Here is a 15486-nt window from a genome sequence, read left to right on the forward strand (position 1 = left end):
TATATAAAGAAAAGAACGAAACATGTTGTTTCGTATTTTTTTATTTGTTTTAACAAAAAACTAATAAAGACAGTCAAACTATCCTTAGGAAAACTCCTAAGGACTTTTTTATATATTCAAAACCTGTATAATAAAGAGCAGAGAACATTGTGAGTAAAGTAGGTGAAGTCTGTGAGTAAATATGAAATAACAACAAACTCTTCTGAGGAAACACAAAGATTATCAGAAAAACTAGGTGGACTTGTCGGGTCACAAGATGTAATTATTTTAGAAGGAGATCTAGGGGCTGGTAAGACAACTTTTACAAAAGGACTAGCAAAAGGTCTTGAAGTGAAAAGAGTTGTAAATAGTCCTACCTTTAATATTATTAAAGAATATAAAGGGAGATTGCCACTATATCATATGGACGTGTATCGCTTAGCAGAAAGTGAAGAGGACTTAGGTTTTGATGAGTATTTCTACGGTGAAGGAATTACCGTAGTAGAATGGGCTCATTTAATAGAAGCATTTTTACCAAATGAGAAGTTACAAATTAGTTTATTCCATGCTGGAGATGATACAAGGAAAATTGTACTCGAGCCAATTGGAGATCGATATATTAGATTATGTGAGGAGCTATTACAAGATGAAAGTACTAGCAATTGATACTTCAAATTACGTAATGGGTGTATCCCTTATTGAGGAAGGAAACGTAATTGGGGAAATCATTACAAACTTAACAAAAAACCATTCTGTACGTCTTATGCCAGCTGTAGAGAAATTGTTAAAAGAATGTGGTGTAAAACCGAAAGAATTAACTAAAATCGTTGTAGCTGCTGGACCTGGATCATATACAGGTGTTCGTATAGGTGTGACAGCTGCAAAAACATTAGCTTGGTCACTTCAAATACCAATTGTAGGTGTATCAAGTTTAGAAGTAGTGGCTGCAAACGGTGCTAATTTTGATGGATTAATCTGTCCTTTATTTGATGGAAGACGCGGACAAATTTATACTGGGTTATATACATATGAAGGAGAGCATTTAACTTCTATAGAAGAAGACCGAATCATCCTTATTGTAGACTGGTTGCAAATGTTAAAAGATAAAGGAAAGCCGGTTTTATTTATTGGTAACGATGTTAAATTGCACAAAGAAACAATAATAGAACATTTAGGCAATCAAGCTGTATTTGCTCCTTTTACTAAAAATAACCCAAGACCAAGTGAGTTGGCGTTCTTAGGATTACAAAAAGAGGAACAAGACGTACATTCATTTGTTCCTAGTTATCTTCGTTTAGCTGAAGCCGAAACAAAGTGGTTAGAAAGTCAAAACAAGTAGGAGCTTGCAGAAGATGGATATGGTATTTAGAAAGATGGAACTCGGTGATATCGCTCAAATTGTAGCTATTGAAGAAGCGTCTTTTTCAACTCCTTGGACTGCAGATGCCTTTCACCGTGAGTTAACGACGAATGAACATGCACATTATGTTGTGCTAGAAAAAGATGGTCGTGTAATTGGGTATTGTGGATTGTGGATAATTATTGATGAATCACATATAACAAATGTAGCTATTTTGCCAGAATACAGAGGTCAAAAGCTAGGGGATGCTTTATTGAAAGAAGTTATTTCCGAAGCGAAAGATTTAGGAGTAAAAACGATGACACTTGAAGTACGTGTATCAAATGAAGTAGCAAAACAGTTATACAGAAAATACGGATTTCAAAATGGTGGAATTCGTAAACGATACTATGCAGACAATCAGGAAGATGGTCTCGTAATGTGGGTGAATATATAATGGAAAAAAATACGATTATACTTGGTATTGAAACAAGTTGTGATGAAACAGCAGTAGCAGTTGTTAAAAATGGAACGGAAATTATTGCGAATGTCGTTGCATCACAAATTGAAAGTCATAAACGTTTTGGCGGAGTTGTACCAGAGATTGCATCTCGTCATCATGTAGAAGAAATTACAGTTGTGTTAGAAGAAGCTTTAAAAGAAGCAAATATCACATTTGATGATATTGATGCAATTGCTGTAACAGAAGGACCTGGTTTAGTAGGAGCGCTTTTAATAGGGGTAAATGCAGCGAAAGCAGTGGCTTTTGCACATGATATTCCTTTAGTGGGTGTTCATCATATCGCTGGGCACATTTATGCGAACCGTTTAGTGAAAGAAGTTCAATTCCCACTACTATCACTTGTTGTATCTGGTGGACATACGGAGCTTGTTTATATGAAAGAACATGGTTCATTCGAAGTGATTGGTGAAACAAGAGATGATGCAGCTGGAGAGGCATATGATAAAGTAGCTCGAACGTTATCCATGCCATATCCAGGTGGTCCTCATATTGATCGCCTTGCACATGAAGGGGAACCGACAATCGATTTGCCTCGTGCATGGCTAGAACCTGATTCGTATGATTTCAGTTTTAGTGGATTGAAATCAGCAGTTATCAACACTGTGCATAACGCAAAACAACGCGGGATAGAAATTGCACCGGAAGATTTAGCGGCAAGTTTCCAAGAAAGTGTAATAGATGTGCTTGTAACGAAAGCATCTCGTGCAGCAGAAGCATATAACGTAAAGCAACTTCTTCTTGCTGGTGGAGTAGCTGCGAATAAAGGACTTCGCGCACGTTTGGAAGCGGAATTTGCGACAAAAGAAAATATTGAGCTAATTATTCCTCCACTATCTTTATGTACCGATAATGCAGCGATGATTGCAGCCGCAGGTACAATTGCATATGAACAAGGAAAACGTGCTACATTAGCTTTAAATGCAAATCCAGGATTAGATATTGAAGCATAGTTATGCACAAAATTAACCACAGCTTGTGGATAAAACCCATATTATCTGTTGATAATATGGGTTTTATTGTGTATATAAAATGTTGATAACTTTTTTGGGTATTGTGGATAATGTGGAAAAGTTATTTTGGAGTTTATTTTATAAAGGTGGATATGTGTATAAACCTGTGGATAAAGTAGGTGAAGTCTGACCTTTGAATGTATTCTTTTTTGGGAAATAAATCGCAAGAAGATATCTCTAAAAAACATTTTGAAATGTGCCCTTATTATAGGGGCGAGCCAACGTTGTCAAACTTTGTCGGTAAATCGGTATGTCTTGTCGAATCGTTTATACCCCAGCTAGAAGATAAAAAGGATGTCGCATAGTCAAAAATCCCGACTTATGAGACATCCTTCTTATTCATACTCTTATAAATGTAATTCTTCCCATTCTGCCATACAAGCATCAAGTTGCTCTTGTAGTGTTTGCTTTTTCGTTGTAATTTCACTAGCCTTTTCATAATCTGCGTATATTTCTGGTAAGCAAAGTTGATCTTCTAACGTAGCAATTTCTTCTTCAAATTCTACAATATTTTGTTCTAGTTCCTCAATTTTTCGAGTGCGTTGACGTTCTAATTGTTTACGCTCTTTTTCTTCGAGATAATTTAATTTTTCTTGAGCTACAGTTTTTTGAACAGGTGCTTGGTTTTCTTGCTGCTCTTGTTGTTCAAATGCTGCGCGTTCAATCATTTCATTTTTCTTCTCCACATAGTAATCGTAATCGCCTAAATACTCTTGTGCACCTTCTGTTGACAACTCAACAACGGTCGTCGTTACACGATTAATAAAGTAGCGGTCATGTGAAACAAATAGAAGGGTGCCTGGATAATCAATTAAAGCATTCTCCAAAATTTCTTTACTATTTAAATCAAGATGGTTCGTAGGTTCATCGAGAATTAATAAATTCGATTTTTGCATCATAAGTTTTGCAAGAGCTAATCGAGCTTTTTGTCCACCACTAAGAGAAGATACTGGTTTTAGTACATCATCCCCTGTGAATAAGAAGTTACCTAATATCGTGCGAATTTCTTTTTCGGGCTGCAATGGATATTCATCCCATAACTCATTTAAAACTCGCTTAGAAGATGTTAAATTTGCTTGTTCTTGATCATAATAACCAACAGATACATTGGATCCGAAAGAAACATGACCATTTAATAGTGGTAACTTATTCACAAGTGATTTTAATAATGTGGATTTCCCAATTCCGTTTGGACCAACTAAAGCAACGCTATCCTCACGAGTTAAGCGCATAGTTACATGTTCAATAATCGGATCATCATCATAGCCGATAGTTGCATCCTTTACTTGTAAAACATCATTTCCACTTTGTTTTTCGATATCGAAGTGGAAGGATGCTGACTTAGAATCACCTAATGGTCTAGTCAATAATTCCATTTTATCTAATTGTTTACGACGGCTTTGCGCACGTTTTGTCGTAGATGCGCGAGCTATATTTTTTTGAACGAAATCCTCAAGCTTAGCGATTTCATCTTGTTGTTTTTCATAACGTTTCATGTCTTGCTCGTATAATGCTGATTTTAAGTCTAAATATTTACTGTAGTTACCAACAAATCGTCTGCTTTCTTTATTCGAAATTTCATATACTTGTGTAACGAGTTTATCTAAGAAATAACGGTCATGGGAAACGATTAGTATTGCGCCAGGATAGCCTTGTAAATATTGTTCAAGCCATGTTAATGTTTCGATGTCTAAATGGTTTGTAGGCTCGTCCAAAATAAGTAGGTCTGGTTTCGTTAATAATAATTTACCGAGAGCTAATCGTGTTTTTTGTCCACCACTTAATGTAGAAATCGTCGTCTGGTGCGTTTCAACTGGGAAGCCAAGACCACTTAAAATCGAGCGAATATCTGCTTCATATTGATATCCACCTTGATCTTTATAATCTAATTGCAATTGGTCATAATCAGCTAATAATCTTTCATATGTAGCCTCGTTTGAAAAGTTTTCTTCTTTTCCCATCTCTTGCTCTAGCCTTCGAAGTTTTGTCTCCATTTGCTGCAAGTGTGTAAAGACGGTTAACATTTCATCCCAAATTGTTAAAGACGTTTCTAACCCGGTATTTTGAGCTAAATATCCGATTGAGACATCTTTTGGTTTTATAATTTCGCCACCATCATGAGATAGCTCACCAGCTATTATTTTTAATAATGTAGATTTTCCGGCCCCATTTCGTCCGACTAATGCGATACGATCTTTCGTTTGAACTTCTAATTTTATGTTTGCAAGAATCGTTTCTGCACCGTATAATTTCGTAAGCGCGTTTACTTGTAATAAAATCAATGTTTTCACCTCAAATAATTTCTTAACTTTGCCATGTTTATATTTCTCAATCATACTAAAAATAGTGTATAGTTTAAAATAAAGAGAGAATACTTCTTCTCTTTATTATACAGGGAAATTCATGAGTGCTAAACTTCTGTATTTGATTCAAGTATATGAATAAAGATAGGAAGAGAGGAGAGGTTATATGGAGCAGCAAAAAATTCCACAGGCCACTGCCAAACGATTGCCTCTATACTATCGATTTATCCAAAACTTATCTCTTTCTGGTAAGCAACGTGTTTCATCAGCCGAATTGAGCGAAGCGGTAAAAGTTGATTCCGCAACGATTCGAAGAGATTTTTCGTATTTTGGAGCGTTAGGGAAAAAAGGTTATGGATATAACGTAAATTATTTATTATCATTTTTCCGTGAAACACTCGACCAAGATGATATAACACGTGTAGCACTTATTGGAGTAGGTAATTTAGGGACCGCTTTCTTACATTATAATTTCACGAAAAACAATAATACAAAAATTGAAATGGCGTTTGATGTTAGTGAAGAGAAAGTCGGGACAGAAATCGGGGGCATTCCTGTATATCATTTAGATGAATTAGAAGAACGTTTATCAACTGATATACAAGTGGCAATATTAACAGTACCCGCTACAGTAGCACAATCTGTAGCAGATAGATTGGCAGAAACGAACGTGCATGGTATTTTAAATTTCACACCAGCGCGCTTAAATGTGTCAGATAATATAAGAATTCACCATATTGATTTAGCGGTAGAGTTACAAACACTCGTTTACTTTTTAAAGAATTATCCACAATAAAACGCAGAGGAAGCGACCTCTGCGTTTTATTATTGTTTTTTCTTTGTGAATTTAACTAATATAAGGCGAAGTGCCAAATTAAAATCAATTGTTGCCATAACTGCAAATAGTATCGTCCACATATTCCAGATTGTATCTGTTACGTTCGTAATGGCGAAGCGTGTAAAGATACATCCTAGAAGGAAGTACAATGCAGCCATGAACAATGGTGAGTTCCTCATACTAAAAATCCTCCGATAAAGCCTTGCATTTTTTCAGCTTCTTTAATCATTTCTTGAATTTGTTCATTGCTCATTAAAACTTGAGCAACTGCAACTAATGTATTCATTGCAACATGAGCTGCGATAGGGACGATAATACGCTTCGTTTTTACATATAAAAAGGCGAATACGAGTCCCATAGAAGTGTATACCAATAAGTGAGTGAAATCAAAATGAATTGCTGCGAATACAAGAGAACTAATGATAGCAGCGATAAAGAAGTTAAACTTCTTATAAAGTGTACCAAATAAAATTTTTCTAAATACGATTTCTTCCAAAATAGGTCCTATTATAGAGATGACGATAAGGAACCAAGGTGTCGTTCTTGCGATATCCATAAGTCTTGCTGTATTTTCTGATCCAGGTTTAATTCCTAATACACGCATTTCTATCATACCGGCAATACTTTGTGAGAAAAATGCTAGGAAGAACCCGATAAAAATCCAACCAATCGTAGCTGGAACAGTAGAGCGCATTGTATCTAAACGTCTGTCACGAATATCTGTTCTAAGTAACCAAAGTACGATACATAATGCAATAAAGAAGCTAATGATTGCCCAGTGGCCAGTTATGAATTGAAATTTCTCTTCTCTAGTAAATCCCCTGTTATCATAAAGTCCAGTTTTCAGCAGAAGTGGTAATCCAGCAATGGATGATAACTGCATTAAAATGTATGTAACGATAACCCACCAATATTGTTTTTTCAAATGGTTTAACCATCCTTTCTAACTCTAGTGTATGAGATAAGGTAGGATAACATGTAAGTATGCTACCTACGATATAAACTTCACTTAAATTATGTTTTTTTCGTAAATCCTTATTTGAAATTATAATAGAAGACAGGAGAAAGTTGTGTGTATAGCGAAAACAACTTAGGGTGTCCTTTCATATTGTAACATACGAGTAGTGGAAACAACGATTCATATGGTAAAGGTAGAAGAAGAGGGACTCTATATAGAAAAGTGTATAGCTTAATTTGCGAAAAAATTATGATTTTTTTACTTGCAAAAGAAATTGAGATTATTTATTATTATAAGTGTGTTAGCACTCGAGTGACTTGAGTGCTAATAAATAAAATTTACATAACAAAATGAGGAGGTTATTGTTCATGCTAAAGCCATTAGGTGATCGCGTTGTAATTGAGCTTGTTCAAGCAGAAGAAAAAACAGCAAGTGGTATTGTATTACCAGACACTGCAAAAGAAAAACCACAAGAGGGTAAAGTTATTGCAGTAGGTACTGGTCGAGTGCTTGAAAATGGTGAGCGTGTTGCTTTAGAGGTAGCTGCAGGTGATCTTATCATCTTCTCAAAATATGCAGGTACTGAAGTGAAATATGAAGGTACTGACTACTTGATTTTACGTGAAAGTGACATTTTAGCAGTTATCGGTTAATTATATAAATCTTAAAAAAATCAAGGGGGTCAATTATTATGGCAAAAGATATTAAATTTAGTGAAGAAGCACGTCGTTCGATGCTTCGCGGTGTCGACACTCTTGCAAACGCAGTAAAAGTAACGCTTGGACCAAAAGGTCGTAACGTTGTACTTGAGAAAAAATTCGGTTCACCACTTATTACAAATGACGGTGTAACAATTGCAAAAGAAATCGAATTAGAAGATGCATTCGAAAACATGGGTGCAAAATTAGTAGCAGAAGTTGCTAGCAAAACAAATGATGTAGCTGGTGACGGAACGACAACTGCAACTGTATTAGCACAAGCTATGATTCGTGAAGGTCTTAAAAACGTAACAGCTGGTGCGAACCCAATGGGTCTTCGTAAAGGTATCGAAAAAGCTGTTACTGCTGCAATCGCAGAATTAAAAGAGATTTCTAAACCAATCGAAGGTAAATCTTCTATCGCACAAGTAGCTGCTATTTCTGCGGCTGACGAAGAAGTTGGTCAATTAATCGCTGAAGCAATGGAGCGCGTTGGTAACGACGGCGTTATTACTTTAGAAGAATCTAAAGGATTTACAACAGAATTAGACGTAGTAGAAGGTATGCAATTTGATCGTGGATATGCATCTCCTTACATGATTACTGATTCTGACAAAATGGAAGCAGTTCTTGATAACCCATACATCTTAATTACTGATAAGAAGATTTCTAACATCCAAGAAATCTTACCAGTATTAGAGCAAGTGGTACAACAAGGTAAACCACTTCTTATCATCGCTGAAGACGTAGAAGGCGAAGCTTTAGCTACATTAGTAGTGAACAAACTTCGTGGTACATTCAATGTAGTAGCTGTTAAAGCTCCTGGATTTGGTGACCGTCGTAAAGCAATGCTAGAAGATATCGCAATCTTAACTGGTGGCGAAGTAATCACTGAAGAATTAGGTCGTGACTTAAAATCTGCTACAATTGAATCTTTAGGACGCGCTGGTAAAGTTGTTGTAACGAAAGAAAACACAACTGTAGTTGAAGGTATCGGAAATTCACAACAAATCGAAGCTCGCATTGGCCAAATCCGCGCGCAATTAGAAGAAACTACTTCTGAATTCGATCGTGAAAAATTACAAGAGCGTCTTGCAAAACTTGCAGGTGGCGTAGCAGTAATTAAAGTAGGTGCAGCAACTGAAACTGAGTTAAAAGAGCGCAAACTTCGTATTGAAGATGCACTTAACTCAACTCGTGCAGCAGTAGAAGAAGGTATCGTTGCAGGTGGTGGTACTTCACTTATGAACGTATACACGAAAGTAGCTTCTATCGTAGCTGAAGGCGACGAAGCAACAGGTATCAACATCGTACTTCGCGCACTAGAAGAGCCAGTTCGTCAAATCGCAATCAACGCTGGTCTAGAAGGATCTGTAGTTGTAGAGCGTCTAAAAGGCGAAAAAGTAGGCGTTGGTTTCAACGCAGCTACTGGCGAGTGGGTTAACATGCTTGAAACTGGTATCGTAGATCCAGCTAAAGTAACTCGCTCTGCACTTCAAAACGCAGCATCTGTTGCAGCTATGTTCTTAACGACTGAAGCTGTAGTAGCTGACAAGCCAGAACCAAATGCACCAGCAATGCCTGACATGGGCGGCATGGGCATGGGCGGTATGGGCGGAATGATGTAATTCCGTTTGCCCGAAAAACATCCATTTCTATATAGAAATGGATGTTTTTTTATGTTTTTTAGAAAAGGAAATTAATTTCTGTAGAATTTTGTCGCTTTCTCTCTTGACCATATCGATACTTCATTGTTAGAATCTAGGAAGATAATATAAAACAATCCTTCATATATCCTCGATGATATGGTTTGAGAGTCTCTACCGGGTTACCGTAAACAACCTGACTATGAAGGCAGTGCGTCTTATATTTATAAAGAGCGGAAGACTATCTTTCTTTATAAAGCCAGACCCCTGCCTTTTCTTTGTTATGAGACTAGAGGCGGAGGACTGGCTTTTTTTATTATATTAGTAATGCTTTTTGCCTAATTGGTAAAAATATTTATATACGAGAACTAACGTTGGGGTGATTATTTTGAAGAAGCAGCATGATACAATTATCGTTTTAGATTTTGGGAGTCAGTACAATCAGTTAATAGCACGTCGAATTCGTGAGTTCGGTGTATACAGTGAACTTCATCCACATACAATTACTGCAGAAGAAATTAAAGCAATGAATCCAAAAGGGATTATCTTCTCTGGTGGACCAAATAGTGTATACGGTGAAGGCGCATTACATTGTGATGAAAAAATCTTTGAACTAGGATTACCGATCTTCGGTATTTGTTACGGTATGCAGCTTATGACGCAACACTTCGGTGGGAAAGTAGAACGTGCAAACCACCGTGAGTACGGAAAAGCTGTTCTTAAAGTAGAGAACGAATCAAAATTATATACGAACCTTCCAGAAGAGCAAGTTGTATGGATGAGCCATGGCGACTTAGTAACTGGTTTACCTGAAGGATTCGTAGTAGATGCGACAAGTGAGTCTTGTCCGATTGCTGGTATGAGCAATGAAGAGCAAAACTTATACGGTGTACAATTCCACCCAGAAGTACGTCACTCTGAGCACGGTAACGATTTAATTAAAAACTTCGTATTCGGCGCATGTGGTTGTTCTGAAGGATGGAACATGGAGAACTTTATCGAAGTAGAATTAGAGAAAATCCGTGAAACTGTTGGAGACAAAAAAGTACTATGCGCACTTAGCGGCGGTGTAGACTCTTCTGTTGTAGCAGTATTAATTCATAAAGCAATCGGCGACCAATTAACATGTATTTTCGTTGACCACGGTTTACTTCGTAAAGGTGAAGCAGAAGGCGTTATGAAAACATTCAGCGAAGGCTTCCACATGAACGTTATTAAAGTGGATGCACAAGAACGCTTCATGAACAAGTTAAAAGGTGTAGAAGATCCAGAGCAAAAACGTAAAATAATCGGTAATGAATTCATTTACGTATTTGATGATGAAGCTTCTAAATTACAAGGTATGGACTTCCTAGCACAAGGTACACTTTATACAGATATCGTTGAGAGTGGTACAGCAACTGCACAAACAATTAAATCTCACCATAACGTTGGTGGTCTTCCAGAAGACATGCAGTTCAAATTAATCGAGCCTTTAAACACGTTATTTAAAGATGAAGTACGTGTATTAGGATCAGAATTAGGAATTCCTGATGAAATCGTATGGCGTCAACCATTCCCAGGCCCTGGTCTTGGTATTCGTGTATTAGGTGAAATCACAGAAGAGAAATTAGAAATCGTTCGTGAATCTGATGCGATTTTACGTGAAGAAATTATTAAAGCAGGCTTAGACCGCGAAGTTTGGCAATACTTCACTGCGCTTCCTGGTATGCGTAGTGTAGGTGTTATGGGTGACGAGCGTACTTACGATTACACAGTAGGTATCCGCGCAGTAACTTCTATCGATGGTATGACAGCTGACTGGGCACGTATCCCTTGGGACGTATTAGAGAAAATCTCTGTACGTATCGTAAACGAAGTAAAACACGTTAACCGTATCGTGTATGATATAACAAGCAAGCCACCAGCAACTATTGAGTGGGAATAATATTATAAAAAAAGATCCATCTATTGCTCATGCATAGATGGATCTTTTGTATTTTCACCCTTAATACGAACGAAATTATAAAAGTTTATAAAAATGTTCGTTTTTAAATTGACAAAACCACCTCCTCGAGTTAATATGAGTATGTAATTCAAACGAAAAGTGAATATTATGCCGTCGTATAATATCGGGGATATGGCCCGAAAGTTTCTACCTAGCTACCGTAAATGGCTTGACTACGAGGCGTTTAGATAAAGATGAGGGGAAACTTGTCTTTATTCATAGAACGCTTCCATGTATATGCAATGGAAGCCTTTTTTATTTTTAATAGATAAAAGAGGGCTAGGGAGATTACGGCGAGTAATCATATAACGGGGGAAACGTAAGATGAAACGCTATTTTCAGTTTGATGAACTCGGTACAAATTATAAAACAGAGTTCATAGCAGGTTTAACGACATTTTTATCTATGGCTTATGTATTATTTGTCAATCCTGCTACGCTGTCACTTGGAAATGTTAAAGGGTTACCAGCAGGTACAGGAATGGATCCAGGTGCAGTATTCGTTGCTACAGCATTAGCAGCAGCGATTGGTTCGTTAATTATGGGGATCTTCGCGAAGTATCCGATTGCTTTGGCGCCGGGTATGGGAATTAACGCGTTCTTTGCTTATACGGCAGTGTTAACGATGGGTATTCCGTGGCAAACAGCAATTGCTGGAACATTAATGTCAGGTATTATCTTTATTATTCTTACAGCTTCAGGTATTCGTGAAAAAATCATTAATGCAATTCCAACAGAGTTAAAGTTTGCAGTAGCGGCAGGTATCGGATTGTTCATTGCCTTCCTTGGATTCCAAAATGCCGGAATTATCGTGAAAAATGATGCTGTTCTTGTTGGGTTGGGGGATTTAACAAAGGGCACAACGTTACTAGCAATCTTCGGGGTTGTTACGACAATCATCTTCATGATTAAGAAAATAAATGGTGCAGTTTTCTACGGTATGATTCTTACAGCAATCTTAGGAGTAGCGACAGGATTAATTGATACTCCGAAAGCGGTAGTGGGAGCAATACCGAGTCTAGAACCAACGTTCGGTGTGGCGTTAACTCACTTCGGAGATATTTTCACTGTTCAAATGGTGATTGTTATTATAACGTTCTTCTTCATCGATTTCTTTGATACAGCAGGTACACTTGTAGCGGTTGCGAATCAAGCTGGATTAATGAAGAACAATAAATTACCACGTGCAGGAAAAGCATTATTTGCAGATGCGATTGCAACTGTAATCGGTGCAATCTTAGGTACATCAACAACAACGTCTTACATTGAATCTTCTGCTGGGGTAGCAGCGGGTGGACGTTCTGGATTTACAGCAGTTGTAACAGCAGGGTTCTTCTTACTGGCACTATTCTTCTCGCCATTATTAAGCGTTGTAACACCAGCTGTAACGGCACCAGCTTTAATTATTGTAGGAATCTTAATGGTTTCATCTTTAGGCGAAATTGATTGGAAGAAGTTCGAGATTGCAGTACCAGCATTCTTTACAATCATTTCAATGCCACTTACGTATAGTATTGCGACAGGGATTGCAATCGGGTTTATCTTCTATCCAATTACAATGGTAGTAAGTGGTCGTCGTAAAGAGATTCATCCAATTATGTATGTTATGGGAGTGTTATTCGTACTATATTTCATCTACGTTCGTAAATAAAAGGGGTTTTTTGAAAGGTCTAGACTTAAGGGGAGTCTAGACCTTTTTTGCGTCTTCAGAAAATCTTAAGGATTTCCGAGCGTTTTTCTTCAGAAGTTTTCCTATAATAGAAGTTAGGGATTAAAAAAGTGATGGGGGAGATATTGTGGCACACGAAACAATACTTGTCGTAGATGATGAAAAAGAAATTCGAAATTTAATTACAATCTATTTAAAGAATGAAGGATATAAAGTATTGCAAGCAGGAGATGGTGAAGAAGGATTACGCCTATTAGAAGAAAATGAAGTGCATCTAGTCGTATTGGATATTATGATGCCGAAAGTAGATGGTATTCATATGTGTATGAAAGTAAGAGAATCGAAAGAAATGCCGATTATTATGCTTTCGGCGAAAACGCAAGATATGGACAAGATTTTAGGATTAACTACAGGTGCAGATGATTACGTAACGAAACCATTTAATCCGTTAGAGTTAATCGCAAGAATTAAATCTCAGTTACGTCGTTATATGAAGATGAATGGTTTTGCTATTCAAAATGAGGACGAGTTAGAAATTGGAGAGATGAAAATAAACATTTCAACCCATAAAGTTATTGTGGATGGAGAAGAAGTGAAATTGACACCGAGGGAATTTTCAATTTTAGAATTACTAGCTCGTAACCCGGGTATGGTCTTTAGTGCGGAACAAATTTATGAAAAGGTTTGGAATGAAAGATCTTTCCAGTCGGATAACACGGTAATGGTTCATATTCGGAAAGTGCGTGAGAAGATTGAGGAGAATCCAAGGAAGCCTAGATATATAAAAACTGTATGGGGAGTGGGATATAAGATTGAAAAAGATATTTAATCCATTTACTTATATTAGGAAAACTAGAGAATTAATTGAAAAGCTAGTGAAGAGGGTGAAGCGGAGTGTACGCATTCAACTTATTACTGCGTTTACTGCTTGTGCGTTGTTAGGGATTTTGTCAGCAAAAGCAGCAGCACCTTTTTTTGAGAATGCGAATCGGCAGGCGACAATCGATTATCGGTCTGGTATGGAGCAAATTAATCAACAAGCCCAAAGTGTGGCAAATAGTTCAGTTCATGAAAATAAATTAGAAGCTATATCAAGTATGATTGAAATAGAGAATCAAAATTTAGAACAAAACTCTAGAGCTTTAAAAGTGTTGGTTACTGACGAGAGTGGAAAAGTTTTATATAAGACGAAGCAGGCGCAAGAAGAACAAATTGATTTGCATAATACAATTCGTAATGCATCATCGTTTGCGATTAATTATATGAATGGTAGAAAAGAATTTGAAAGTACAAGAAAAGAATTTATAGCTTTTGCACCTATTACAATAGAAGATAAGAATTTATACATGTTTGTTAGTGGCATTCCGGAAGGTGAAGTAATATATGATACGCAAGAAGGACCGTTTCCATTTTTCATAGGTGTACTTGTATTTATTTTCTCTTTCTTCTATATAACAAAGAGAAAGATGAAGCAAATTGAAGCGATGGCGCAAGGTGTAAAGGAAATAGAAAAAGGAAATTTAGCGTATCGTATTGAGAAAAAAGGTGAAGATGAGATTGCGTCTTTAACTGAGAATATTAATAATATGGCGGAAGAGCTTATGAATAATATAGAAAAGGAACGTAAATTAGAGAAGCAAAAGAATGAGCTTATTACGAATGTGTCACACGATTTACGTACACCACTGACTTCTATAATGGGTTACTTGCGATTACTTCGAGATTCTAAATATGAAAATAAAGAACAACATGATGAGTATACGAGAATTGCTTTTGCGAAGTCGGAGCAGTTAAAGAATTTAATAGAAGATTTATTTGAGTATACGAAGTTAACAAATGAGCAAGTTATATTAGAAAAACAAGAGGTTTGTATAAATGAGTTATTGGAGCAATTAATAGAAGAGTTAGTACCGCAAGCAGAAGAGCATGGACTTACGTTTGTTAAGAAGTTTCCTGAGGAACGTGCCTATGCAGCGGTTGATTCGGAAAAGATGGTTCGTGTGTTTGATAATTTATTAATGAACGCGATTAAGTATAGTAAAGATGATGGGGAGATAAAAGTTTCTCTTCAAAGGCAGCGCCGGGATATACAAATTGTAATTGCGAATCATAGTGAAGAGTTTACGAGAGAAGAGTTAGGGAGTTTGTTTGAACGATTTTATAAGAAGGATCAATCTAGAAGTAGAGTAACAGAAGGATCGGGACTTGGATTAGCGATTGCGAAAAGTATTGTTGAGTTGCAAGGTGGCAGTATTCGAGCGGAATATGAGGATGGTATTATTCAGTTTATCGTTTCGTTACCAATTATAGAAAAATAATAAATGAATAGAATGATATTTGATAAAAAGGTTTATTTTAAAAGAAATAAGCCTTTTTATATTTTTTTAGAAAAATATGTTGACGATTAGAGTATAGAGGTGTAATATAGAACAAGTCGCCGATGCAATAACGCAGAACGTGGCAAACGAAATGAAAAACTTAGTTGACATTGAAACATGAAGATGTTAACATAAGGGGGTCGCAAATGAGCGACCAAG

At 36.8% G+C, this 15486-nt stretch carries 14 protein-coding genes and 2 riboswitches; of the genes, 11 read left to right on the forward strand and 3 right to left on the reverse strand.

Annotated elements, in window-relative coordinates; translation table 11 throughout:
- Nucleotides 1-171 precede the first annotated feature (171 nt).
- From tsaE to tsaD, 4 genes are read left to right on the forward strand one after another with little or no spacing between them, the layout of a single operon-like run.
- Nucleotides 172-645, forward strand: a complete 474-nt coding sequence (gene tsaE, locus ILS93_RS28000) for a tRNA (adenosine(37)-N6)-threonylcarbamoyltransferase complex ATPase subunit type 1 TsaE (protein WP_222661715.1) — start codon at nt 172-174, stop codon at nt 643-645.
- A complete protein-coding gene (gene tsaB, locus ILS93_RS28005) occupies nt 626-1318 on the forward strand; it encodes a tRNA (adenosine(37)-N6)-threonylcarbamoyltransferase complex dimerization subunit type 1 TsaB (protein WP_064475179.1) in 693 nt (230 codons plus the stop codon). Before tsaE ends, tsaB begins: the two co-directional genes overlap by 20 nt.
- A gap of 13 nt (nt 1319-1331) precedes the next feature.
- Nucleotides 1332-1775, forward strand: coding sequence for a ribosomal protein S18-alanine N-acetyltransferase (rimI, locus tag ILS93_RS28010; RefSeq protein WP_064475180.1), 444 nt, complete (start codon nt 1332-1334; stop codon nt 1773-1775).
- Nucleotides 1775-2791, forward strand: a complete 1017-nt coding sequence (tsaD, locus tag ILS93_RS28015; RefSeq protein ID WP_064475181.1) for a tRNA (adenosine(37)-N6)-threonylcarbamoyltransferase complex transferase subunit TsaD — start codon at nt 1775-1777, stop codon at nt 2789-2791. Before rimI ends, tsaD begins: the two co-directional genes overlap by 1 nt.
- 407 nt (nt 2792-3198) lie before the next feature.
- On the opposite strand, the gene ILS93_RS28020 is transcribed toward tsaD, so the two are convergent.
- Nucleotides 3199-5133 (reverse strand): ABC-F family ATP-binding cassette domain-containing protein, encoded by a 1935-nt coding sequence (locus ILS93_RS28020; protein WP_222661717.1) that lies wholly within the window; start codon nt 5131-5133, stop codon nt 3199-3201.
- Nucleotides 5134-5320: 187 nt separating this feature from the next.
- Between ILS93_RS28020 and ILS93_RS28025 the strand changes: the two genes are divergently transcribed.
- Complete coding sequence (locus ILS93_RS28025) at nt 5321-5950, forward strand: redox-sensing transcriptional repressor Rex (protein ID WP_000437704.1); 630 nt, start codon at nt 5321-5323, stop codon at nt 5948-5950.
- A 29-nt stretch (nt 5951-5979) separates the two neighbouring features.
- Here ILS93_RS28025 and ILS93_RS28030 read toward each other — a convergent pair whose 3' ends face one another.
- Complete coding sequence (locus tag ILS93_RS28030) at nt 5980-6171, reverse strand: YdiK family protein (RefSeq protein ID WP_001246201.1); 192 nt, start codon at nt 6169-6171, stop codon at nt 5980-5982.
- Nucleotides 6168-6917, reverse strand: coding sequence for a CPBP family intramembrane glutamic endopeptidase (locus ILS93_RS28035; RefSeq protein WP_222661716.1), 750 nt, complete (start codon nt 6915-6917; stop codon nt 6168-6170). The genes ILS93_RS28030 and ILS93_RS28035 overlap by 4 nt, the downstream gene beginning before the upstream one ends.
- Nucleotides 6918-7318: 401 nt before the next feature.
- On the opposite strand from ILS93_RS28035, the gene groES reads away from it, so the two are divergent.
- The 6 genes from groES to ILS93_RS28065 all read left to right on the forward strand — a co-directional run bounded on the left by groES (nt 7319) and on the right by ILS93_RS28065 (nt 15267).
- Nucleotides 7319-7603, forward strand: a complete 285-nt coding sequence (groES, locus tag ILS93_RS28040) for a co-chaperone GroES (RefSeq protein ID WP_000917306.1) — start codon at nt 7319-7321, stop codon at nt 7601-7603.
- A gap of 38 nt (nt 7604-7641) precedes the next feature.
- A complete protein-coding gene (gene groL, locus ILS93_RS28045) occupies nt 7642-9276 on the forward strand; it encodes a chaperonin GroEL (RefSeq protein WP_001029984.1) in 1635 nt (544 codons plus the stop codon).
- Between the two features lie 139 nt (nt 9277-9415).
- Nucleotides 9416-9517, forward strand: a riboswitch (purine riboswitch).
- Nucleotides 9518-9682: 165 nt separating this feature from the next.
- Nucleotides 9683-11221 carry a glutamine-hydrolyzing GMP synthase gene (gene guaA, locus ILS93_RS28050; RefSeq protein ID WP_132136588.1) on the forward strand — a complete coding sequence of 513 codons (1539 nt, stop codon included), beginning with the start codon at nt 9683-9685 and terminating at the stop codon, nt 11219-11221.
- A gap of 154 nt (nt 11222-11375) precedes the next feature.
- A riboswitch (purine riboswitch) is annotated at nt 11376-11477 on the forward strand.
- 128 nt (nt 11478-11605) lie between these two features.
- A complete protein-coding gene (locus ILS93_RS28055; protein ID WP_000833102.1) occupies nt 11606-12931 on the forward strand; it encodes an NCS2 family permease in 1326 nt (441 codons plus the stop codon).
- A 145-nt stretch (nt 12932-13076) separates the two neighbouring features.
- Complete coding sequence (locus ILS93_RS28060) at nt 13077-13778, forward strand: response regulator transcription factor (protein ID WP_064475196.1); 702 nt, start codon at nt 13077-13079, stop codon at nt 13776-13778.
- Nucleotides 13762-15267 carry a sensor histidine kinase gene (locus ILS93_RS28065; RefSeq protein ID WP_088046836.1) on the forward strand — a complete coding sequence of 502 codons (1506 nt, stop codon included), beginning with the start codon at nt 13762-13764 and terminating at the stop codon, nt 15265-15267. The genes ILS93_RS28060 and ILS93_RS28065 overlap by 17 nt, the downstream gene beginning before the upstream one ends.
- Nucleotides 15268-15486 lie beyond the last annotated feature (219 nt).

It is taken from the genome of Bacillus sp. 16GRE42 (genome assembly GCF_019837435.1).
Lineage (GTDB): Bacteria > Bacillota > Bacilli > Bacillales > Bacillaceae_G > Bacillus_A > Bacillus_A wiedmannii.